This is a genomic window from Acidovorax sp. NB1, from assembly GCF_005405905.1.
Lineage (GTDB): Bacteria > Pseudomonadota > Gammaproteobacteria > Burkholderiales > Burkholderiaceae_C > Acidovorax.
Genome location: NZ_BJHU01000025.1, coordinates 329,412 through 352,512, shown reverse-complemented (window position 1 = coordinate 352,512; position 23,101 = coordinate 329,412). Strand labels below are relative to the sequence as shown.

At 67.3% G+C, this 23,101-nt stretch carries 16 protein-coding genes; 9 read left to right on the top strand and 7 right to left on the bottom strand.

Going from position 1 to position 23,101, the window contains the following annotated elements; all coding sequences use genetic code 11:
• Positions 1 to 3 precede the first annotated feature (3 nt).
• The 5 genes from AvAM_RS12855 to AvAM_RS12835 all read right to left on the bottom strand — a co-directional run bounded on the left by AvAM_RS12855 (position 4) and on the right by AvAM_RS12835 (position 4,297).
• Positions 4 to 1,296 (bottom strand): RNA polymerase sigma factor, encoded by a 1,293-nt coding sequence (locus AvAM_RS12855; RefSeq protein WP_137747425.1) that lies wholly within the window; start codon positions 1,294 to 1,296, stop codon positions 4 to 6.
• Positions 1,297 to 1,302: 6 nt separating this feature from the next.
• Positions 1,303 to 1,710 carry a VOC family protein gene (locus AvAM_RS12850; RefSeq protein ID WP_137747424.1) on the bottom strand — a complete coding sequence of 136 codons (408 nt, stop codon included), beginning with the start codon at positions 1,708 to 1,710 and terminating at the stop codon, positions 1,303 to 1,305.
• Between the two features lie 60 nt (positions 1,711 to 1,770).
• Complete coding sequence (locus tag AvAM_RS12845; RefSeq protein WP_137747423.1) at positions 1,771 to 2,307, bottom strand: SRPBCC family protein; 537 nt, start codon at positions 2,305 to 2,307, stop codon at positions 1,771 to 1,773.
• A 33-nt stretch (positions 2,308 to 2,340) separates the two neighbouring features.
• On the bottom strand, positions 2,341 to 2,757 hold the full coding sequence (locus AvAM_RS12840) for a YciI family protein (RefSeq protein WP_137747422.1): 417 nt from the start codon (positions 2,755 to 2,757) through the stop codon (positions 2,341 to 2,343).
• Positions 2,758 to 2,968: 211 nt separating this feature from the next.
• Complete coding sequence (locus AvAM_RS12835; RefSeq protein ID WP_137747421.1) at positions 2,969 to 4,297, bottom strand: M20 family metallopeptidase; 1,329 nt, start codon at positions 4,295 to 4,297, stop codon at positions 2,969 to 2,971.
• 112 nt (positions 4,298 to 4,409) lie between these two features.
• On the opposite strand from AvAM_RS12835, the gene AvAM_RS12830 reads away from it, so the two are divergent.
• The 4 genes from AvAM_RS12830 (at position 4,410) to AvAM_RS12815 (ending at position 10,354) form a co-directional block, all read left to right on the top strand.
• Positions 4,410 to 5,294 carry a LysR family transcriptional regulator gene (locus AvAM_RS12830; protein ID WP_137747420.1) on the top strand — a complete coding sequence of 295 codons (885 nt, stop codon included), beginning with the start codon at positions 4,410 to 4,412 and terminating at the stop codon, positions 5,292 to 5,294.
• Positions 5,295 to 5,795: 501 nt separating this feature from the next.
• Positions 5,796 to 7,844, top strand: coding sequence for a TonB-dependent siderophore receptor (locus tag AvAM_RS12825; RefSeq protein WP_249368100.1), 2,049 nt, complete (start codon positions 5,796 to 5,798; stop codon positions 7,842 to 7,844).
• A 3-nt stretch (positions 7,845 to 7,847) separates the two neighbouring features.
• A complete protein-coding gene (locus AvAM_RS12820; RefSeq protein ID WP_137747419.1) occupies positions 7,848 to 8,408 on the top strand; it encodes a YfiR family protein in 561 nt (186 codons plus the stop codon).
• On the top strand, positions 8,405 to 10,354 hold the full coding sequence (locus tag AvAM_RS12815) for a bifunctional diguanylate cyclase/phosphodiesterase (protein WP_137747418.1): 1,950 nt from the start codon (positions 8,405 to 8,407) through the stop codon (positions 10,352 to 10,354). The genes AvAM_RS12820 and AvAM_RS12815 overlap by 4 nt, the downstream gene beginning before the upstream one ends.
• 10 nt (positions 10,355 to 10,364) lie before the next feature.
• Here the strand turns inward: AvAM_RS12815 and AvAM_RS12810 are convergent, their stop codons facing one another.
• On the bottom strand, positions 10,365 to 10,730 hold the full coding sequence (locus AvAM_RS12810; protein WP_137747417.1) for a YciI family protein: 366 nt from the start codon (positions 10,728 to 10,730) through the stop codon (positions 10,365 to 10,367).
• Between the two features lie 417 nt (positions 10,731 to 11,147).
• Here AvAM_RS12810 and leuA point away from each other — a divergent pair, with 417 nt between their 5' ends.
• The 4 genes from leuA to AvAM_RS12790 all read left to right on the top strand — a co-directional run bounded on the left by leuA (position 11,148) and on the right by AvAM_RS12790 (position 19,935).
• Complete coding sequence (gene leuA, locus AvAM_RS12805; RefSeq protein ID WP_137747416.1) at positions 11,148 to 12,827, top strand: 2-isopropylmalate synthase; 1,680 nt, start codon at positions 11,148 to 11,150, stop codon at positions 12,825 to 12,827.
• 132 nt (positions 12,828 to 12,959) lie between these two features.
• On the top strand, positions 12,960 to 13,463 hold the full coding sequence (locus tag AvAM_RS12800) for a C40 family peptidase (protein WP_137747415.1): 504 nt from the start codon (positions 12,960 to 12,962) through the stop codon (positions 13,461 to 13,463).
• Between the two features lie 174 nt (positions 13,464 to 13,637).
• Positions 13,638 to 14,738, top strand: coding sequence for a 3-deoxy-7-phosphoheptulonate synthase (locus AvAM_RS12795; protein ID WP_137747414.1), 1,101 nt, complete (start codon positions 13,638 to 13,640; stop codon positions 14,736 to 14,738).
• Positions 14,739 to 15,048: 310 nt separating this feature from the next.
• On the top strand, positions 15,049 to 19,935 hold the full coding sequence (locus AvAM_RS12790; RefSeq protein ID WP_137747413.1) for an EAL domain-containing protein: 4,887 nt from the start codon (positions 15,049 to 15,051) through the stop codon (positions 19,933 to 19,935).
• A 1,174-nt stretch (positions 19,936 to 21,109) separates the two neighbouring features.
• Here the strand turns inward: AvAM_RS12790 and AvAM_RS12785 are convergent.
• On the bottom strand, positions 21,110 to 21,667 hold the full coding sequence (locus AvAM_RS12785) for a Spy/CpxP family protein refolding chaperone (RefSeq protein ID WP_137747412.1): 558 nt from the start codon (positions 21,665 to 21,667) through the stop codon (positions 21,110 to 21,112).
• Between the two features lie 352 nt (positions 21,668 to 22,019).
• Between AvAM_RS12785 and AvAM_RS12780 the strand changes: the two genes are divergently transcribed.
• Entirely contained in the window at positions 22,020 to 23,084 is a 1,065-nt protein-coding gene (locus tag AvAM_RS12780; RefSeq protein ID WP_137747411.1) for a recombination-associated protein RdgC, read from the top strand.
• Positions 23,085 to 23,101: the final 17 nt, after the last annotated feature.

The window sequence follows — 23,101 nt, the reverse complement described above, 5'->3', positions numbered from 1 at the left end:
CCTTCAGCCGCAGGCACGGGCCAGCAGCAGCGCCTTTTCCTGCGCGTTGCGGGTGAGGCTGGCTGCGCGCTCGAACTCGGCACGCGCTTCATCCCCCCGGCCCAGCTTGGCCAGCAGGTCGCCGCGCACGCTGGGCAGCCAGTGGTAGTGGCGCAGCAGGGAGTCGCCAGCCAGCGCATCGACCAGCGCCAGCGCGGCGGCGGGCCCCTCGGCCATGCCCACGGCCACGGCGCGGTTCAGCGCCACCACGGGCGAAGACGCAACCTGCAGCAGGGCGTCGTACAACGCCACGATGTGGGGCCATTCGGTGTCTTGCGCCTGCCGGGCGCGTGCGTGGCAGGCGGCGATGGCGCCCTGCAGTGCGTATGGTCCCCAGGGCTTGCCGGTGCGCGCCAGCTGCTCGGCCTTGTCCAGCGCCGCCAGGCCCCGGCGCACCAGCAGGTGGTCCCATCGCGCGCGGTCCTGGTCCATGAGCAGCACGGGCTGGCCTTGTGCATCGGTGCGCGCGGGCAGGCGCGAGGCCTGGATTTCGAGCAGGGCCACCAGGCCTTGCACTTCGGGCTCGTCGGGCACCAGGCTGGCCAGCACCCGCACCAGGCGCTGGGCCTCGCCGCACAGTGCTGGGCGCATCCAGTCGTCGCCCGCCGTGGCGGCATAGCCTTCGTTGAAGATGAGGTAGATCACCTCGAGCACCGAGGCCAGGCGCGGCGCACGCTCGGCCGCGCCGGGCACCTCAAACGGCACATGGGCGGCCGTGAGGCTGCGCTTGGCGCGCACGATGCGCTGGGCCACGGTGGGCTCAGGCACCAGGAAAGCGCGCGCGATTTCGGCCGTGGTGAGGCCGCCCAGCAGCCGCAGCGTGAGGGCCACGCGCGCCTCGGTGGGCAGCACGGGGTGGCAGGCGGTGAAGATGAGGCGCAGCAGGTCGTCGCCAATGTCGTCCTGCTCGGCGTGCATGAGGGTGTCCACCACGTCGGGCGCGTACTGCGCCTGCAGCGCTTCGAGGTCGTGGCCCAGTGCCTCGTGCTCGCGCTGGTGCAGGGCCTGCTGGCGCAGGTGGTCGATGGCGCGGCGCTTGGCGGTCGTCATGAGCCAGGCGGCCGGGTTGGCGGGCAGGCCGTCTTTGGGCCAATGCTCCAGCGCAGCGACCAGCGCGTCCTGCGCCAGCTCCTCGGCCCGACCCACATCGCGCGTCATGCGCGCCACGCTGGCAATGATGCGTGCGGCCTCGATGCGCCACACCGAGTCGATGCTGCGGTGCAGGGCGTCACGGTCGGGCTGGGCGGGTGCGCTCACTGGCCGTCAGCCCAGGGCCTGGCTCGCGTCCACCATGTGCACAAACTCCCAGGTGTGGCCGTCCAGGTCGTCAAAGCTGCGCGAGTACATGAAGCCCAGGTCCTGCGCCGGGCGCGGCGTAGTGGCGCCTGCGGCCACGGCTTTGTCCACCAGGGCATCAACCTCTGCACGGCTTTGGCACGAGAAACACACCAGCACTTCGGAGGTCGTGCGCGCGTTGGCAATCGCCTTGTCGGTGAAGGTTTGGTAGAAGCTCTTGACCAGCAGCATCACGAAGAGGTTCTCGCCCACCACCAGGCAGGCGCCCTGGTCGTTGGTGAACTGGGGGTTGAACTCGTAGCCCAGCGCGCGGAAGAACGCCTGCGAGCGGGCCATGTTCTCGATGGGCAGGTTCACGAAGATCTGTTGGTGCATGAAGTGCTCCTGAAGAAAGGGGAAGGTATAGGGAAACGCGGGGTTTGCAAAGAAGGGGGCTCAGGTCGCAGGCTTTTGCGCCACGGCCTGCAGGTTGGCCAGGCCGTCCTCGAAGTCCTGCCCCACCATGCGGTCCATGTTGAAGAACAGGTGGGCGATCTTGGCGAGGTAGGGCACCGGGCCCTGCATGGCCCAGGTCACGCGGGTGGCGCCGGGGCCCTCGGGCAACAGCGTGAACTCAACCTGGTTGTGGGCTTCGAACGGAGCTACAAAATCGAGCTTCATCGCCACGCGCGCCGGGGCGGTGGCGTCCACGATTTCCATGCTGCCGGTGCCCACCTTGTCACCCTGCCAGGCGTAGCGTGCGCCGGGGCCGGTGGTGGTGGCGCTGTATTCGCCCTGGATGGCGGGGTCCTTGCGTTCGTAGGGGTTCCAGGTGTTGAACTGGCGCAGGTCGTGGATGAGCCCGTACACCCGCTCAGGCGATGCGGAAATCACCCGGCTGCGTTCCACGCGGAAGGTGTCGGGGCGCGTGGCGGCATAGGCCAGCAGCAGGGCCAGGGCGGCGAGCAGCACGAGAGCAATGGTCTTGATCATGGTGGGGTCTCCTGTGTCACAAGGCGCCAGGGCTCAGACCCGTGCGGCGTCGAGGTCGCGAAAGCGCTGCACGGCCTCGCCGGGTGCGAAGTCGTCCAGTTCAAAAACCGGGCGCACTTCAATCTCGGTCTCCAGGTCCTCGCCGCGCGGGTTGGGGAAGCGGCGCGCCCATTCCATGGCCTCTTCGCGGGAGCGTACCTGGATCAGCGTGTAGCCCGCCAGCAACTCCTTCGTTTCGGTGAAAGGGCCATCGACGACCGTGCGCTCGCCCCCCTTGCCGTAGCGCACCCGCCAGCCCTGGGCGCTGGCCTTCAGGCCCACGCCGTCCAGCAGCACGCCCGCGCGGGCCAGTTCTTCGTGGTAGGCGCCCATGGCGGCAAGCAGGTCCTCGCCGGGCATGACACCGGCTTCGCTCTCGGGGCTGGCTTTCACCAGAATGATGAATCGCATGGCAGATCTCCTGTGGGGGTGGAACACGCTGCGCAGAGACGGGAAGGGAAGGAAGAATTTCTCTGCGCTCATCCTCCACGACGGGCGACCGGGTGCGAAATCGACACGGGTTTCGCAAATTCAGGGTTTGTACTTAGGAAATTTTCATTCCCAATGAAAAACAGCCCATGCCGGACCCGGCATGGGCTGATTGCGAAGGGCGCCGCAGTGGTCAGCGTTTGGCTGCCGGGTTCTGCGCCATGTACGCCAGCGTGGCGCTGGTGAGGGCCCGCACGCCGATGCGCAGGGCTTTTTCGTCGATCACGAACTCGGACGAGTGGTTGGGCGCACCGGACTTGTCGCCAAAGGGCGAGGCATACAGGTTCCAGAACACCACGGGCACACCGCTGCCGCCGAACGACCCGAAGTCCTCCGAGCCCATGGAGGGCAATACCTCCCTGGCCTTGTCGGCACCACCAGCCGCTGCGGCGAACGCGGGGGCCAGGGCTGCAGTGATCTTCGGGTCGCTGACCACCACCTCGTAGCCGGTGTCGATGGTGACCTCGGCCGTGAGGCCCGCGCTCTCGGCGATCTTCTGGGCTTTGAGGCGGATGCTCTCGTGCGCGACCTTCTGGTTGCGCGCCGACAACGAGCGCACAGTGCCGCCGATCTCGGCCGTGTCGGGCAGGATGTTGACGCGGTTGCCGCTTTGCAGCAGGCCCACGGTGACCACCGTGGGGCCGTCCAGCGGGTCGATCTGCTGGCTGATGATGCCCTGCAGCGCGAGCACGATCTCGGCCGCGGTCAGCGTGGGATCCTTGGCCGTCCAGGGCGAAGAGCCGTGGCCGCCCTTGCCCTGGAGCTTGATGTTGAAGACATCGCCGCTGGCCATGAAGCTGCCAGCGCGGTAGGCCAGGGTGTTGCCCGGTGCGCGGGCACTGATGTGCTGGCCCATGACGACATCGACCTTGGGGTTGTCGAGCACCTTGGCCTCCATCATGGCCTTGGCGCCGCTGGGCACGGGGCCGGGGCCCAGTTCCTCGGCCGGCTGAAACAGGAAGACCACGGTGCCTGCAAGCTCGCTGCGCACGCTGGAGAGCGCCTGCGCCGCGCCCAGCAGCATGGCGACGTGGGTGTCGTGCCCGCAGGCATGGGATACGGGGGTCTCGTTGCCGCGCCACTGCGCGCGCGCGGTGGACTTGAAGGGCAGGTCGTTGCGCTCCTGCACGGGCAGGGCATCCATGTCGGCGCGCAGGGCCACCACAGGGCCGGGCTTGCCGCCGCGCAGCACGGCCTTGATGCCGGTCTTGGCGATCCCAGTCTGGATTTCGATGCCGGGCATCTTCGCCAGTGCGGCCGCAACGTAGGCAGCTGTCTGCACCTCTTCGTAGGACAGCTCGGGGTGCTGGTGGATGTGGCGGCGCCAGGCGATCACCTGGGGCTCGGCCGCGTCGGACAGGGCCAGCACGCGCTGGGCCAGGGGGGATGCCGCCGTCTGGGCGTTGGCGGACAGGGCCAGGCTGGCCAGCAATGCGGCGAGCGGCAGGAGCCGGTATTTCATGGGGGAACCCTTCGGGATGGACAAGAACGCCAGCCACTCTAGCGTCGAGCCCATGCCGCGAACAGTCACAATTTCGTTGTCGTGAAAACTAAAATGCATCACCGCATTCCCCATGAAACCGCACCAGCTCAAAGCCTTTCTCACCGTGATGCAACTGCGCAGCATCCGCCAGGCGGCGAATGCGCTGTTCATCACGCAGCCTGCGATCTCGCGTGCGATCCGCGAGCTGGAGGAGAGCCTTCAGGTGCCACTCTTCGTGCGCGGCGCCCAAGGCGTCACGCCCACCGAATACGGCCTGGCCTTTGAAAAACGTGCGCGCCTGCTGGAGCAGGAGGCCGAGCGCGCACGCGATGAGCTGCGCCAGATGCGCGACGGCCAGCTCGGTTGCGTGCGCGTGGCGGTGTCGTCCGTTCCCGCGATGGCGCTGCTGCCGCAGGCACTGGCGCTGTTCCGCGCCGAACTACCCGCCACGGCGCTGGAGTTCAGCGAAGGCCTGGCACCCCTGGTGCTGCCCGCGCTGCGCGAGGGCTTGCTGGACCTGGCACTGGTGCAGCACCGTGTGGAGCGCATCGGCCCCGAACTCGATTGCGAGGAGCTGCTCACCACGCCGCTGGCCATCTGCGCGCGCGTAGGCCACCTGCGCGCACGGGTGCGCAGCCTGGCCGCGCTGCAGAACGAGGAGTGGGTGGGCTGGGACCGCGCCATGGTCGAAGACCTGTTCGCCGGCAGCGGCGTGCCCGCGCCAGAGCGCATCGTGGTCAGCCGCTCGATGGAGATCACGCGTGCGCTGGTGGGGCGGGGCGACCTGATCAGCGTGTTCGCCCGCCCGGCGCTGGACCGCGAACTGGCGCGCCATGGCATCCGCGCCATCCCCGTGCAGACGCGCCTGCCGGAACTCACCATCAGCGCCATCACCCGAAAGGGGGCCCTGCCCACGCCAGCCGCAGGCAAATTCCTGGCCGCCGTGCGCCTGGCAGCCCGGTCACTGCAGCACTAAAAGCAAGATTCTTGACGGGCAGGTTCAGCCACACGCCAGAACCTGCACGCGCCCCGTCCCGGGTGCTGCACCTGGTGGCGGCAAGCGAGACAAATACCCGGGTTTTCGCTGGCGCATGGGGTCTTTGGCTCCAGGCTCCCGGCCCCATCCTTGCGATCCCGCGCAGAGGAAAAGGACAATGGAACAACACTGCTGCGGTCCCTGCTGCGCTTCAGCGCCGACGGGCGGGGGGCTGGATCTCCGCCGCCCAGGCCCGGGAACGGGGTAAGGACTGAAGGCAGCACCTGTGGATGTGTGGGGGCTCATCCTGGTCTGCAACGCGTGCTTCTCACCCAATGCGTGCAAGGGATGATCCTAGGGACATCACCAATGCGGGGCCCTGTGATCCGCAGCATCCCGTCGATACAATTTGTAAAGAAAAAAGACCTGTACCTGTCCCACCCCGGATCCATCGACAGACACGCGCCCCTACGCCTGCCTGCCCTACACGGAGGCCAGCCCATGGCACGAGGATCTAGAAGAATGCTGCAGCGGCCACCACCGCACATGCCGACCTTGCGGCGGCTGTTTGCCAAGGTGTTGGCACTGCTGTGTGCCGGGGGCCTGCAAGCGCAAGCCCAGGCCCAGGCGGCGGTGGCCGACCTGCCGCTGGAGCAGCTCATGCAGATGCAGGTCACCACGGCCAGCCGCTATGCACAGACCGCACTCGAAGCCCCCGCCGCCGTGAGCGTGGTCACGGCCGACGACATCCGGCTGTTGGGCTACCGCACGCTGGCCGATGTGCTGGGCAGCATGCGCGGGCTGTACATCTCCTACGACCGTGCCTACCACTACCTGGGCATGCGGGGCTTTGCGACCCCGGGCGACTACAACACGCGGGTGCTGCTGCTGGTCAACGGGGTGCGCTTCAACGACAACCTCTACGACCAGGCGGGCATCGGCACCGACTTTCCGCTGGACCTGGACCTGGTGGACCGGGTGGAATTTGTGCCCGGGCCCGGGTCGGCGGTGTACGGGGCCAACGCCTTCTTTGGTGTCGTCAATGTGATTACACGCACGGGCCGCCAGCTGACCGGGCCACAGGTGAGCACCGAGGTGGGCAGCCATGGCAGCGCCAAGCTGCGGTTGTCGGTGGGCACGGTGGATGCGCTGGGGGCGGACTGGCTGGTTTCGGCAACCCGGGCCACCAAACGCGGGGCCGATCAGCGCTACCCCGCGTTCGACACCCCTGCGAACCCGGGCGGCGTGGCGCAGCGGCTGGACTATGACCGCAGCACCCAGCTGTTTGTGCGCCGGGCCCACGAGGGGCTGGCGCTCACGCTGGCCCATGGCGAACGCACCAAGGGCGTGCCCACGGCGGCGTTCTCGCAGGTCTTCAACGATCCGCGCTCGCGCTTCATCGACCAAAGCACCCTGCTGGCGGCGGAATACACCACGCAGCTGCAGCCCACACTGGCCTTCACCGGGCGCCTGCATGCAGGCCGCTACCAGTTCGTGGGCGACTATGTGTACGACTACCCGCCCGTCACGCTGAACCGCGATGTGGGCACTGGCCAGTGGTGGGGCACCGAGTGGCAGTGGGTCAGCACGGCGCTGGCGCGCCACAAGCTGTCCTGGGGCCTGGACTACCGGCGTGACACGCGCATCGACCAGACCAACATCGACATCGCGCCGCCCGCGCAGTACCTGGACGTGCGCCGCAAAGGCGATGTGCTGGGCCTGTACTTCCAGGACGAATTCGCCCTCAGCCCCGACCTCACGCTCCATGCCGGGCTGCGCTGGGGCAAGCAGTCGGGCAGCGCGAGCGCCGTCCACCCGCGCCTGGGGCTGGTGTACTGGTGGAACCCCAGCACCGCCGTCAAGCTGCTGCACGGCACGGCCTACCGGCCGCCCAATGCCTACGAACGCGACTACCGCGTGGACCTGCCCGGTGGTGTGGTGGATGGGGCGGGCCTGCGCTCCGAACGCGTGCGCACCACCGAGCTGGCGCTGGAACACGCACCCACCGGCGCCAGCCGCTTGCTGCTGACGGCATTCCGCTCGTCCGTGACCGACCTGGTCGTACTGGACACCGCCAGCCATGCGGACCGGCTCACGGTGGGCAACACCCGCGCGGTGCGGGTGCACGGCCTGGAGGCCGAAGCCGAACAGCGCTGGCAGGGCGGGCAGCGCCTGCGCATGGCCTATGGCTGGCAGCGGGCGCACGACCCCTCACAGGCGGGCCCGCTGACCAACGCCCCCCGGCACCTGCTCAAGCTGCAGTGGTCGGACACCCTGCACCAGGCCACCGGGCCCGTGGTGGGCGTCGGGCGCTATGCCATCGAAGCCATCGGCATCGGCCCGCGCAGCACCGTGCGTGGCACGCGCCTGCCGGGGCATGTGCTGACCAACATGACCTACACCACGCGCATTGCCGGCACCGATGTGTCGGTGGGGGTCTACAACCTGTTCGATCGCAGGCATTCGGACCCGGCCTCGTTCGAGATCCGGGAAGACGCCGTGCGGCAGGACGGGCGGACCTACCGCATCAAGCTCACCTACGCGTTCTGAGCCATGTGCCACACCCTGCGCCCCCACAGCAAGCTGGTGAAGCTGGTGGCCTGGCTGTGGGTGGCGCTGTGCACGGCAGGCTGGGGCGCAACCCATGCCAACGAACCCGTGGGCGAGCTGGAGCTGAAGGCCGCCTACATCTTCAACTTCATCCAGTTCATCGAATGGCCCGACAGCGAAGGCGACTCGGCCCAGGAGATGAGCCTGTGCGTGTCGCCCTTCAGCCCCCTCAAACGCCCCCTGAGTGCGCTGGAGGGCAAGCCCGCGGGCAAGGGCCGCACGCTGCGGGTGAGACTGCTGGAGCCCGGCAACCTGCGCCAGTGCCGGGTGGTGGTGCTGAACAACATGGATGTCGAACCCGCGCTGCGTGCGCTGCGCACCCTGCCTGCGGCACACGGGGTGCTCACGGTTTCCGATGAGCTGACTTTCGTGAATCCGGAAATCGTCATCGCACTCGCCCAGCGCGACGGGCGCATTGTGTTCGGCATCAGCCCCGATGCGGCCTCCAAGGCGGGGCTCACCATCAGCTCCAGGCTGCTGCGCCTGGCCCGGGCGGGCAAATGAACATCCCGCCACCCGCGCCCGCCGCCCCGGCACCGGCACCGGCACCGGCACCGGCACCGGCTCCGCTGCTGCCGCCCATCCTGCTGTCCTCGCGGCTGGTGGCCACGGGCATCCTGTCGGCCGGGCTGGCGCTGCTCACGGTGGTGCTGGCACTCACGGGCATGGACTACTGGAGCACCCGCAGCTCCATGCTGCAGGACAGCCGCGTAGAGGCCGCCATCGTGGCCGACAACGTCTCGGCGGCGGTCATGTTCCGCGATACGGGCACGGCCAACGAAATGCTGGGTGCGCTGCGCGCGTCCTCCATGGTGCTGGCGGCGGGCGTGTACGACACCGACGGCGTGCTGTTTGCCCACTACGCACACAACCGCGACCCGAACTTTCCGACCACGCTGCATGCGACGGGCATGGACGGTGCGCTGGAGCGCTCCGGCTGGGAAATGCTGGAGATCACCCGCGCCATCCCGGGCGCTGCGGGCACGGCCAATTCGCTGGGCACGCTGTACATCCGCAAATCAATGCGGGAGGTGCACACCCGGCTGGCCATCCGCTTTGCCAGTGCGCTGCTGGTGGCCGTGTGCGCCATGGCGGTGGCCACGGCCATGGTGCTGCGCAGCCGCGCCGCCGTGCGCGAGGCCGAGCAGCGGCTGCACACGCTGGCCCACACCGACGCCGTCACCGGCACCGGCAACCGCCATGCGTTCAACGAGCGGCTGGCCGCCGAACTGGAACTGGCCCGTGGCATGGGGCACAGGGTGGCCCTGGTCTACATCGACCTGGACAACTTCAAGACACTCAACGACACCTTCGGGCATGCCGCAGGCGACGGCCTGCTGCGCCAGGTGGCCCAGCGCCTGCAGTCGGTGGTGCGCAGCGCCGACACCATCGCACGCCTGGGGGGCGACGAATTCGCGCTGATCCTGCGGCTGGACATGGACGACGCCGCGCTGCAGAAATACGCGCAGCGCATCATCGGCGTCTTCCAGGCGGCCTACACCGAGGTGGGGCAGCAGATGAACGTCACCGGCAGCGCAGGCATCGCCACCTTTCCCGACGATGCGCCCGACATCAACGCCCTGGTGAGCAACGCCGACACCGCCATGTACCGCGCCAAGGAGATGGGCAAGAACCGCTGCGTGCGCTTCGAGCCGTCGATGAACCAGGCCGCGGTGCGGCGCCAGGCCATCGAGCATGCGCTGCGCGCCGAGCTGGAGCAGCAGGGCGGCGGGCTGGCGCTGCACTACCAGCCGCTGTTTGCCGCCCGCGGCCAGGCCCTGGTAGGGGCCGAGGCCCTGCTGCGCTGGACCCATGCCGAACTGGGCGCGGTGCCGCCGCTGGAAGCCGTGTCGGTGGCCGAGGACTGCGGCCTCATCGTGCCGCTGGGCTACTGGGTGCTGCGCACCGCGTGCCGCGATGCCGCGCGCTGGACTGCACGCGGGCCGCTGCGGGTGGCAGTCAACATCTCGGCGCGCCAGCTGGGCGACCCGCAGTTCCTCGAACGGGTGATGGACATCCTGCGCGAGGAAGGCCTGCCTGCCCACCTGCTCGAAATCGAACTCACCGAAACCGTGCTCATGGAAAACATGGAGGCAGGCGCGCACACGCTGCACCGCCTGAGCCAGCTGGGCATCCACCTGGCCATCGACGATTTCGGCACGGGCTACTCGTCCCTGGCCTACCTGCGCCAATTGCCCATGCGGCGCCTGAAGATCGACCGCAGCTTTGTGCGCGATCTGCCCGAGCAGGAACACAGCCGCACCATCGTCACCGCCATCGTGGCGCTGGCGCATGGCCTGGGGCTGCAGGTGACTGCCGAGGGGGTGGAAACCCCGCAGCAGGCCGACTACCTGGTGCAGCAGGGTTGCGATGTGCTGCAAGGCTATGTGTTTGCGCGGCCCATGCCCGCGCCACAGTTTCTGGCCCTGCAGGCCGACGCCAGCGCCTAGCGCGGGGCCGTCAGGCCACGGCGCCGTGGTAGCAGGGCGCGACCTCGCGCACCTCCACGGTGGCCCACTCGGCGGCGGGGCATGCGCGCGCAATGGCCACGGCCTCGTCGCGGGTGGCGCAGTCCAGCAAATAAAAGCCGCCCACCATTTCCTTGGTCTCGGCAAACGGCCCATCCACCAGCCGGGTCTGGCCCTCGCGCACCTGCAGGCGCACGGCCTGGTCGGTGGAGGCCAGCGACTCGGAGGCGCGCAGCAGGCCCCGGGCCTGCAGCCCTTCGCCAAAACGCTGCATGCGCGCATAGGCCTCCTGCCCACCCGCCAGCCCCCGCTCGGCGCGCTGGCCGTGGGGTTCCATGATGAGCAGCATGTAGGGCATGGGGTGTCTCCTGAACAGAAGTTAGAAAGGGCACAGGGCAGGCCCGGGTCGCCATCCTACCAGCGGTAAATACTATTAATTTGATAGCTATAAGCGCTTACCTATCGCGCGGCAGCGGCATTTTTTGTTCATATTCTTGCGCTTTGCTGCAGGCCTGTGCTATCTTCGAGCCCCTATGCAACGCAGCATGCTCCTATCCACCCTATCGCTAGGCCTAGTGCCTGGCCGGGGTCTGCCTGCGTTCGCCACCCTCGTTGCCTGACTCGCTCAGCGCAACACCTGATCTCCCCCTGACCCCGGCCCGCGAACCAGCCTTTGCATACGCAAAGGGCTGCAGGGGATGTCACACGTTTTGTTTTTCATTCGTTGTTGACCTGCAGTGCCCCTGCGCACTGCACACCGTTCGTGGAGCCCCTCATGATTGCCAAGCCCGCCACCAAGTACCAGCCCATCGCCCCCATTGCGCTCGCCGACCGCCAATGGCCCAGCCGCAGCATCACCCGCGCCCCTGTGTGGCTCTCCACCGATCTGCGCGACGGCAACCAGGCGCTGTTCGAGCCCATGAACGGCGAGCGCAAGATGAAGCTCTTCGAGGAGCTGGTGCGCATCGGCTTCAAGGAGATCGAGGTCGGCTTTCCGGCCGCGTCGCAGACCGACTTTGACTTTGTGCGCCGCCTCATCGACGAGAACCTGATCCCCGACGACGTGACCCTCATGGTCATGACCCAGTCGCGCGAGGACCTGATCGCGCGCACGGTGGAAGCCGTGAAAGGCGCACCCCGCGCCATCGTGCACCTCTACAACGCCACCGCGCCCGCCTGGCGGCGCATAGTGTTCGACATGAACGTGACGCAGGTGATGCAGCTCATCAGCCACCACGTGGGCTACCTCAAGCAGCTCACCGATGCCCAGCCCGAAACGCAGTGGACCTTGCAGTACTCCCCAGAGACCTTCAGCGCCACCGAACTCAGCGTGTCCCTCAAGGCCTGCCAGACCGCCATCGCCACCTGGGGCACAGGCCCTGGCCGCCCCATCATCATCAACCTGCCCACCACAGTGGAGAACGCCACGCCCAACGTGTTTGCCGACCAGATCGAATGGATGGACCGGCACCTCAGCCCCCGCGAGCACATCGTGCTGTCGGTGCACCCGCACAACGACCGGGGCACGGGCGTGGCGGCGGCCGAGCTGGCGATGATGGCCGGTGCCGACCGCGTGGAAGGCTGCCTCTTCGGCAACGGCGAGCGCTGTGGCAATGTGGACATCGTGACCCTGGCGCTCAACATGTACACGCAGGGCGTGCACCCGGGCCTCGACTTCTCGGACATCACCTCGGTCGCGCGCATTGCCGAGGAATGCACGGCCTTGCCGGTGCACCCGCGCCACCCCTATGCGGGCGACCTGGTGTTCACCGCGTTCTCGGGCTCTCACCAGGACGCGATCAAGAAGGGCTTTGCCGCGCAGGACCCGAACGCCTTGTGGGAAGTGCCGTATCTGCCCATCGACCCGGCCGACCTCGGCCGCACCTACGACAGCGTGATCCGCGTGAACAGCCAGTCAGGCAAGGGCGGCATCGCCTTCTTGCTGGAGCGCGAACACGGCGTGGTGATGCCGCGCCGCATGCAGGTGGAGTTCAGCGCCGTGGTGCAGCGCCAGACCGACGCGAGCGAAGGCGAGATGACGGGCGATGCGCTGTGGGCGCTGTTCCAGGGCACCTACCTGCACGCCCCCGCGCAGGCAGCCATCACCTGCCACAGCCACCGCATCGATGAAGACGGCCAGGGCATCGAGCTGGACGTGACCATCGACGGCACGCGCCAGACACTGCGCGGCCAGGGCAACGGCCCCATTGCCGCCACGGTGGATGCCCTCGGCCTGCCGCTGCGCGTGGACCACTACGAGGAACGCGCCACCGGCACGGGCGCCAACGCGCAGGCGCTGGCGATTGTCGAAGCCGCGATGGAGGGCGTGGTCGGTGCCACCTTTGGTGCGGGGGCCAGCCACAACATCGTGACGGCCTCGGTGCAGGCCATCGTGAGCGTGGCCAACCGCTTGATGGCGCGGCGCACCGCGCCCCAGGCCGTGGCGGTGGCATAGGACCCAGGGCTCTACCAAAAAGATAGCTGCTGGCGCTCGATGGACGCGCGCTGGCGGCATTTTTTGCCAATATCCCCAGGCCAGCGGTGGAGTAGGGGCCCACACCGCGCCCCATCCAGTACCCTTGCGCCCATGCGCGTTTTTCACCGCCTGGCTTTTGCCACCTGCACCGCTGCCCTGCTGGTCCTTGCCGGATGTGGCACGTCGCGGCCTCCGCCCACCCCGGTTTCCACCGCGCCGTTGCGCACCACGCCACCGCTCTCGGCCGAGCAAGCGCACGACATCGCCATCCATGCCCTGGGCCTGGTGGGCACACCCTACCGCTTTGGTGGCAACACGCCCGACTCGGGTTTTGACTGCAGCGGACTCATCGGCTACGTGTACCGCAACCAGGTGGGCACACCACCGCCGCGCACGGTGGCGCAGCTCAACACCTGGGGCTATCCCATCGAGGGCAGCGACTTGCGCGCGGGCGACCTGGTGGTGTTCGGCACGGGCCGCCAGCCCAGCCATGCGGGCATCTATGTGGGCGAAGGGCGGTTTGTGCACGCGCCGTCCACCGGCGGCACGGTGCGGCTCGATCACCTGCAGTCGCGCCACTGGGCGCGGCAGAATGCGGCGTACCGCAGACCGTAGCCGCTCCCCCCTGAGTCGCCTTCGGCGCCTTCCCCCTGAGGGGGACGACGCACTCGCTGCGGGGCGGCCCTTGCTCTGCGTCTCTCGCGCTGGGCCGCGCCAGTGCCGACGGCCATGCCCTGGTTCGATCGCCAAAAGGGGCTGGAATCCAGCTCCGCGACAATCGGGGCCACCATGACCCACGCACACCGCTCCGCCACCCCCATCTCCACCCACGACACCACGCGCATTGATGACACGCGCATCAAGGCCGTGCGCCCGCTGATCACGCCGGCGCTGCTGCAAGAGTGGTTGCCCACGCCCGATGCGGCGCTGACCCTGGTTGAATCCAGCCGCGCCGCCATTTCGCGCATCCTGCATGGGCAGGACGACCGGCTCATCGTGGTGGTGGGGCCCTGCTCCATCCACGACCATGGCCAGGCCATGGACTATGCGCGCCAGCTCAAGGTACAGGCCGATGCACTGCAGGACGACCTGCTCATCGTGATGCGCGTGTACTTCGAAAAGCCGCGCACCACCGTGGGCTGGAAGGGCTACATCAACGACCCGCACCTGGATGGCAGCTTTGCCATCAACGAAGGGCTGGAGCTGGCGCGCCAGCTGCTGCTGGATGTGCTGGCGCTGGGGCTGCCGGTGGGTACCGAGTTTCTGGACCTGCTCTCGCCGCAGTTCATCAGCGACCTGGTGAGCTGGGGCGCGATTGGCGCGCGCACCACCGAGAGCCAGAGCCACCGCCAGCTGGCCAGCGGCCTGAGCTGCCCCGTGGGTTTCAAGAACGGCACCGACGGCGGCGTGAAGGTGGCGAGCGACGCCATCCTGGCGGCGAGCGCCGCGCACGCCTTCATGGGCATGACCAAGATGGGCCAGGCCGCGATTTTTGAAACGCGCGGCAACAACGACTGCCACGTGATCCTGCGCGGTGGCAAGCAGCCCAACTACAGCGCCGCCGATGTGGATGCGACCTGCGCCGTGCTCAAGGCCGCAGGCCTGCGCGAGCAGGTAATGATCGACGTGAGCCACGCCAACAGCAGCAAGCAGCACCAGCGCCAGATCACGGTGGCCGAAGATGTGGCGCAGCAGATTGCGGCGGGCGATGCACGCATCACCGGCCTGATGATCGAGAGCCACCTGGAGGAAGGCCGCCAGGACATCGTGGCGGACCAGCCGCTCAAGCCCGGCGTGTCGGTGACCGATGCGTGCATCAGCCTCGCGCAGACGTTGCCGGTGCTCGGCAGCCTGGCCGCCGCCGTGCGCGCCCGCCGCAACCACCGTTGACAGCAATCCAGTAACAATCCGCCACCAGTGGCGGCAGGCACGCCACCGGGCGTGTGGCCCCCGGTTCATCTGGGGCAAACCCCCATTCAGCGCCCCCGCAGGGGGTGTCTGTGCGGTGTAGCATTGCCCCTTTGAACCTTGGGGCTGCCGCCCCCTGGATTTTTACCCGTGGTGCAAGCGTTCAGCGTGTGCCCGCCTGCTGTCCGACTGCCTTGTTGATCCCGCTGCCCTGCGCCTGCCCAGCCACCCCGGTCGCCCTGATCCGGCTGTGCCGATGCGCGCGCCTGGGCTCCGTGCTTGCCTGACGACCATGCCACCAGCGCAAGCCACCGCAGAAGCCGCAAGGCTCCAGGCACTGCAGTCTTACGCGATCCTCGACACCCCGGCCGAAGAAAGTTTTGACCAGCTGGCCAAGCTGGCCGCGCAGGTATGCCACTGCCCGATGGCGGTGGTCAACTTTGTGGACCATGAACGCCAGTGGTTCAAGGCCACGGTGGGCGTTCCCTTCCGCGAAACCGACCGTGCGATTGCGTTCTGCGCCCACGCCCTGAGCGGCAGCCGCGAGCCCCGGGTGGTGCCCGACACCACCCTGGACCCCAGCTTTGCCAGCAACCCGCTGGTGCTGGAAGAACCCCACATCCGCTTTTATGCCTGCGTGCCCCTGGTCACGAACGAGGGGTTTGCGCTGGGCACCCTGGCGGTGCTGGATGGTGTGCCGCGCAGCCTCTCGCCCGAACAGCTGGAAGGCCTGCGCATCCTGGCTGAGCAGACCATGATGCAGCTGGAGCTGCGCCGCCAGAAGCAGCTGCTGGGGGAACTCGTCCAGCAGCGCGACCGAATGCACGCCGAGCTGGCCGCGCAGGGTGAGGCACTGCGTGTGACAGGGCAGATTGCACGGGTCGGCGGCTGGAGCATCGAGCTGCCCGGCATGCAGCTAAGCTGGTCAGAGGAAGTTGCTGTCGCCTATGGCATTGCCCAGCGCACGGGAACGGCAGCCCAGCTGCTGCAGCTCTACACCCCGGCCCACAGGGCGGCAATGCAAAGGGCATTCGACGATTGCATGCTCAGGGGCCGCCCTTTTGACATTGAGGCCGAGGTGGTAATGCCCGGCGACCGGCATTTCTGGGTGCGCACGGCGGGCCAGGCCGTGTGTGATGCGAACGGCCGCCTCGTCCGTGTGCAGGGCGCTTTCCAGGACATATCAGCGCAGCACCAGGCCTACCAAGCGCGGCAGTTGAGTGAAGAGCGTTTTCACCTCGTAGCGCGCGCCACGGCCGATGCCGTATGGGACTGGAACCTGCATAGCGACACGATGTGGTGGAACGAAGGTATGCAGAACCTGTTTGGCGTGCCACTGGACCAGCTGCCGCCCGACAGCACCTCGTGGACCTTGCGCCTGCACCCCGACGACAGCGCGGCGGTGCTCGACGGCATCCAGGCTGCCATCGACGGCACGGCCAACCACTGGTCGGACGAATACCGTTTTCGCCGCCAGGATGGCAGCTACGCCTGGGTGCTGGACCGGGGCTTCCTGATCCGCGACCTGCAGGGCAAGGCTGTGCGCATGGTGGGCGGCATGACCGACATCAGCGCCCAGAAGCTGGCCGACCTGGACGCCCAGCGCGATGCGCAAAACCATGCCGAGCTGCTGCAGGTGCAGCAGCGCATCTCGTCGCTGGACATGCCCTTGCCCGAGGTGCTGCAGCTGGTTGCCAGCACCGTGCTGCGTCAGACCCATGCGCGCGGCGCGATGGTGGAGCTGCTGCAGGGAGGCCGCCAGCTGGTGGCACAGGCCTCGGCGGGCGACCATGTGCGGCCGGTGGGCAACCTGCTGCCCGTAGACCAGAGCCTGCTGTGGCCCGCGCTCAGCCAGGGCCAGACCGTGGTGTGCAACGACACCGAGGCCGAGGGCTGGGACATGGCCTCGATGCCCCACCGCCACGGCGTCCTGTCGGTGATGGCCGTGCCGCTGCGCAGCGGCGATGCCATCGTGGGCTCGCTCAAGGTCACCTCGGACAAGACCAACGCGTTCTCGCGCCGCGATGTGGCCCACCTGGAGATCCTCACCGAATCCCTGGGCGCCATGGTGCAGCTGCGCCATGTGGCCGGGCAGTTGCACGCGTCCGAGTTGCAGTACCGCATGCTGTTTGACGAGCACCCGCACCCGATGTGGGTGTACGACAAAGAGACGCAGCGGCTGCAGGCAGTAAACCGGTCGATGGAAACCCACTACGGCTACACCGAGGCCGAGCTGCTGACCATGCAGATGACCGACCTGTGGCCTGCTGAACGGCGCGATGCCATCCGCGCGTCCATCGACGCCATCCCCATGGACCAGCGCAACAAGCCGGTCATCAGCCGCCATGTCAAAAAAGACGGCTCGTTCATGGATGTGGAGATCACGGCGGGCAGCATCAGCTTCAATGGCCGCCCGGCCCGGCAGGTGCTGGCCACCGATGTGACCGAGCGCCTGCGCACCGAGCGCGAACTGGCGCGCATGGGCCGCGCGCAGCGCCTCTTGAGCGCCTGCAACGAAACGCTGGTGCGCGCCACCTCCGAAACAGCCTTGCTGCAGGCCATCTGCCAGATTGCGGTGGACATCGGCGGCTACCGCATGGGCTGGGTGGGGTTGGCGCTGGACGATGAACGCAAGTCCATCCAGCCCGTGGCCCACGCGGGCTACAACGAACACTACCTGGAGAACCTGCACCTGTCCTGGTCGGCCGACGACCGCTATGGGCGCGGCCCGGCAGGCATGGCCATCCGCTCGGGCCAGCCCGTGATCGTGCAAGACATCCGCACCGAAGGCGACTTTGCCGACTGGACCGAGCGCATGCTGGACAACGGTTTCCACGGCGTGATCTGCCTGCCCCTGCGGCACCGTGACCAGGACCGTGCCTTTGGCCTGCTCTACCTGTACGCCCCCGACATCCTGCAGATCAGCCCCGAGGAGGCCGCGCTGCTGCAGGAGCTGGCCAGCGACCTGGCCTTTGGCATTACCAGCCTGCGCGCGCACAAGGCGCAGCAGCGGCTGCAGGCCTCGGTGCTCAAGGTGGCGGCGGCCGTGTCGGCCAGCACAGGCACCGAGTTTTTTGTGCAGCTGGTGCGCAACATGGCCGACGCGCTGGATGCGCAAGGCGGCTGCGTGGTGCGGTTGCTGCCAGCCACCGCCAAGGACCAGCCGCCCCGGGTGGCGACGCTGGCTGCCGTGCTCGACGGCCAGATGCTGCCCAACGACGAATACTCCCTGGCGGGCACCCCCAGCCTGCTGCTGATGGCGCAGCGCACCCATGTGGTGGCCGACAAGGTGCAGCAGCTCTACCCCGAGGCACCCATCCTCGCCAAGGTAGGCGCCCAGGCCTATGCAGGCCAGCAGCTGTGCAATGCCGACGGTGAGGTGGTGGGTATCGTGTTCGTGCTGTTCCGCCAGCCGATTGCCGAAACCGACTTCATCGCCTCCACGCTGCAGATCTTTGCCTCGCGCGCCTCGGCCGAGATCGAACGCCAGCTGGCCGATGCCCGCATCCGCCACCAGGCCTCGCTGCTGGACAAGGCACAGGATGCCATCGTGGTGCGCGACCTGGAGCACCGCGCCATCTACTGGAACAAAAGCGCCGAGCGCCTGTATGGCTGGTCGCAGCTGCAGGCACTGGGCCAGTCCATCGATACCCTGCTCTACGACGACCCCACCCATTTCCACCACGCCACCCGGACGGTGCTGGAGCAGGGCGAGTGGACGGGCGAGATCGTGCAACGCCACCGCAACGGCAGCACCATCGAGGTCGAAGGCCGCTGGACGCTGGTGCGCGGCGACGATGGGCAGCCGCAGTCCATCCTGGCGATCAACACCGACATCAGCCAACGCAAGGCCAATGAGCGCGAGATCCAGCGCCTGGCGTTTTACGACGCACTCACCGGCCTGCCCAACCGCATGCTGCTCATGGACCGCATGCACCAGGCCCTGGCCACCGCGCAGCGGCGCCAGCAGGGCGGGGCGCTGCTGTTCATCGACCTGGACAACTTCAAGACCTTGAACGACACCCTGGGCCATGACCAGGGCGACCTGCTGCTGCAGCAGGTGGCGCAGCGCCTGAACACCTGCGTGCGCAGCGTGGACACGGTGGCACGGCTGGGGGGCGACGAGTTTGTGGTCATGCTGGAAGAACTCAGCCCCAAGCCGCACGAGCTGGCGCTGCACGCCCGCAGCGTGGGCGAAAAGATACTGACCATGCTGGCCGTGCCCTATGCGCTGGAGGGCTACCAGTACCGCAGCACGCCCAGCATCGGCATTGCGCCCTTTGCGGGCGAGCTGACCAGCGTGGGCGAACTGCTCAAGCAGGCCGATCTGGCCATGTACCAGGCCAAGACGGCGGGGCGCAACACACTGCGCTTTTTTGACCCCGACATGCAGGCCGTGGTCACGGCCCGCGCCGCGCTGGAGGCCGACCTGCGCTCGGCCCTGGCGCAGGATGAATTCTTGCTGCACTTTCAGCCGCAGATGCGCCACACCGGCCAATGTGTGGGGGTGGAAGCGCTGGTGCGCTGGGCCCATCCACAGCGGGGCATGGTCTCGCCTGCGCAGTTCATCCCGCTGGCCGAGGAGACCGGGCTCATCCTGCCCCTGGGCCGCTGGGTGCTGCACAACGCCTGCCAGCAGCTGGCCAGTTGGCAGCAAGACCCGGCCCTGGCCCACCTGACCATGGCCGTGAACGTGAGTTCGCGCCAGTTCCGCCATGCCAGCTTTGTGGACGATGTGGCCAGGGTGCTGGCGATCACGGGCGCCCCATCCGGCCAGCTCAAGCTGGAGCTGACCGAAAGTGTGCTGGTGGAGGACATGGAAACCACCATCGCCACCATGGAAGCGCTGCGCAGCTATGGCGTGGGTTTTTCTCTGGACGACTTCGGCACCGGCTACTCCAGCCTGAGCTACCTCAAGCGCATGCCGCTGGACCAGCTCAAGATCGACCAGAGCTTTGTGCGCGACCTGCTGACCGACCCGAACGACGCGGCGATTGTGGACACCATCATCGGCCTGTCGCGCAGTCTGGGCCTGGAAGTGATTGCCGAAGGCGTAGAGAGCACCGAGCAACGCGAGCTGCTGGCCCGCGCAGGCTGCCAGCTCTACCAGGGCTACCTGTTCAGCCGCCCCCTGTCTGTGGACCTTCTGGACGCCTTCCTGCGCACACCGGCGGCGTAGGGCCCTTTCTTTTCTCTGCTTTTCCCGCAGACCTGGACCGAACCGCAGCCAAGGCTGCGGTTTTTTTTCGCCCTTTTTGTCCTTCTCGCCCCCCTTTCGTCCCGTTTGACCTGTGCAGGGACGGCTGGCCATCACCCCGAGGCCCCGACATGCGGTGACGGCCACGCATGGGGTCCCCTGCCGCGGTGCTCCGGACCCCGGAGAAGTTGTTCCCTGTCTTTCTTCTTATATCTTTTATAAATACATAGTCGTAGTAGTAAGGGGCGGCCCCCGCTGTGGACAACCGGGTTTTCTGCTGCCCTGGCGGGCACTTAGCACCGCGCCAACCCTGTGCACCAACCCCTGCTGCCGCTGTCCCGGCAACGGGGACAAAAGCCCGCAGGCGGCGTTTTCTGTGGATAACCCCTGGCTTGTGCCAAAACTATCCCCAGTTTTACGCACCGGGCGCCAGGGCGTGAAATTTTTGATTCAAATTGGGCCTCTGCGCTCATTGGGTAAACTTTTTTAGCTATCAATTGTGTAGCTAACGGAGTGCTATGCAGGGCACCCATCGTCCCCGCACACGGCACCCGTCCCGGCCAGACGCAGGTGTTGGCGCCGTCCGGGCCCCGTCGCCGGATGGAATCCCTCCCGTTTTTTGATCCGTTCTCCGAATCGGGCCGCTACCCCCACCTTCCTGCGTCTCACAGAGGGTGGATGGGGCCCCGAAATGGCAGTTCTGGTTGTTCTTTAATAGCTTTATAGATAAATAGCAGTAGTAATAGAGCAGCCCCGTTTCTGTGGACAAACCCTTTTTCCTGAATGCTGGCGCGGGTTTGCGTCGCCGCAAAGTCTGTGCGGCGGGCTGCACAAAGCCCGGGGCCCACAGACAACAACTTTGCGGCGGTGCCTTTTTGTGTGGATAACCGCCCGGTTGTGCCAGAACTCTTCCCAGACTTATCCACAATCCGGGCGCAGGCACTGGTTTTGGGGGCCTGTGGATGGGCATCCTTGGCCTTGTGCTGCGTTTGCAGCGGGTCCTCTGGTGGCTCGCCAGCCCCACAGCCCTATAGCCCCATAGCCGGGCAGAGCGCAAAAAAACCCGGCGTCCTGGGGAGGAGCGCCGGGTGGGCGGGGATATGGGGTGATGTGCGGAGCCGCGCCGTGGAGGCTGGCCCGCTGGTGCCTGCGTGGCTTACTGCGCTGGTGCCGGGCCGGGTTTGCCGCCCGCGCCGCCGTGGTGGCGTTCACCCGGGCCACCGTGGCCCCCATGGCGGCCTTCGCCGCCCTTCATGTCGCCCATGCGGTGCCCACGGTGCGCCTGGGCATCAAAGGTCTTTTGCTGCTCGGGCGTCAGTGCGGCATAAAAGGCCTTGGTGGCCTCGCCCCGGCGGTCGGCTTCGGCGGCATGCTGGGCGCGCAGGGCCCGCATGCGGTCGATGCGCTCGGGGGTGGTGAGCTTGTCCATGTCCTGGCGGTCCAGGCGGGCGGGGCGCTCGCCGGGCTGCAGGGCGGTGGTGAAGCTGGTCCAGGCGGGTTCCTGGGCGGCGGTCAGCTTGAGCTGGGCCTTGAGTTCGGCTAGGTGCTTGGCATGGCGCTGGGCGTGGTCGCCGTGGCGGCGCTCGTGCCGGGCGTCAGGGGCCTTGGCCGAAGCAGCAGGGGGCGCAGCAGGCGGCTGTTGCGCCAGAACGGGCAGGGCCATGGCTGCCAGCAGGGCGGTGGCAGCAAAACGGCGTTGGAAGGTGGATGCCATGGGAGGGTGTCCTTTCACGGGGGTTGGCTCGCTGCAACGACCGTTTCAGCGATTGAGGGCCAGTGTCCGCCCCGCATGTATCGCCGCCGTGCGCGTTGGATGAGGCTGTGTAAAGTTGTGCCAAGAAGCTCCATCGGGGTGCGGCCTGTTCCCATGGTCCATCATGGTCAAAATGCTGCTTTCCGCGCAATGGATAAGTCTTTATAGCTATTAAATTTGTAGCTTTTGACAGGCGTCAAGCCGCAGCCACCCCGGGCCTGCATCAGGCCCGGGGTGGCGACCGCCGACAATGGCGAGTTCCGAGCCCGTTGGCTTGCTTTTTATTCACTAACGACCCAACAAAAGGTTTTCCGTGTTCAAGAACATGATCGTGTACCGCATTGCACCGCAATGGCAGGTGGAATTGACGCAGGTCGAAGAGGCGCTGGCCAAGGCGCCCTTCATGGAATGTGGCGCCACGCAGGAAAAATCCCTGGGCTGGGTGCCGCCGCGCGGCGATGCCCACGGCCCGCTGGCCGAGTCGGTCGGGGGCCAGTGGATCCTGCGCTTCATGGTCGAATCCAAAGTGCTGCCCGGCAGCGTGCTGGCGCGCAAGGTCAAGGAAAAGGCCGAACGCATCGAGCAGGAAACCGGCCGCAAGCCCGGCAAGAAGGAAAGCAAGGAGCTCAAAGACGAGGCCAAGCTGGACCTGCTGCCCATGGCCTTCACCAAGCAGGGCTCGATGTGGGTGTGGATCGACACCGCCTCACGCCTCCTGGTGCTGGACACGTCCAGCCAGGGCCGGGCCGACGAGGTGGTCACGCTGCTGGTCGAATCCCTGCCCGGCCTGTCGGTGTCGCTCATCAACACCCAGACCAGCCCCCAGGCCGCCATGTCCCACTGGCTCAAGGAGCAGGAGCCGCCCGTGGGCTTCACGGTGGACCGTGAATGTGAACTCAAAAGCGCGAACGAAGAAAAAGCCGTGGTGCGCTACGCCCGCCACCCGCTCGACATCGAAGAGGTGCAGGCCCACATCGACGCAGGCAAGCTGCCCACCAAACTCGCCCTCACCTGGGACGACCGCGTGAGCTTCATGCTCACCGAGGGGCTGCAGATCAAGAAGGTGTCGTTCCTCGACACCGTGTTTGAAGGCACCAAGGCCGACGACGGCGGCTTTGACACCGACGTGGCGATTGCCACGGGCGAGCTGGTCAAGCTGATCCCCGACCTTATCGAGGCGCTGGGGGGCGAGGCTGAGAGTGGTGTGGCCAGTGCCGCCGATGCGGTGGCAGCCACTGCAACTGCTGCTGTTCCAAACACGGCTGCACCACGGGCTTCGGCGCCCACGGCACCTGCACGTAAATCAGCGGGAGGTGGCGTGGTGACCGGGCCCCCGGAGGCCCCGGTGGACACGGACCCGGAAGCAGCGCCGTTTTGAGCTGATCACGCCCGGCG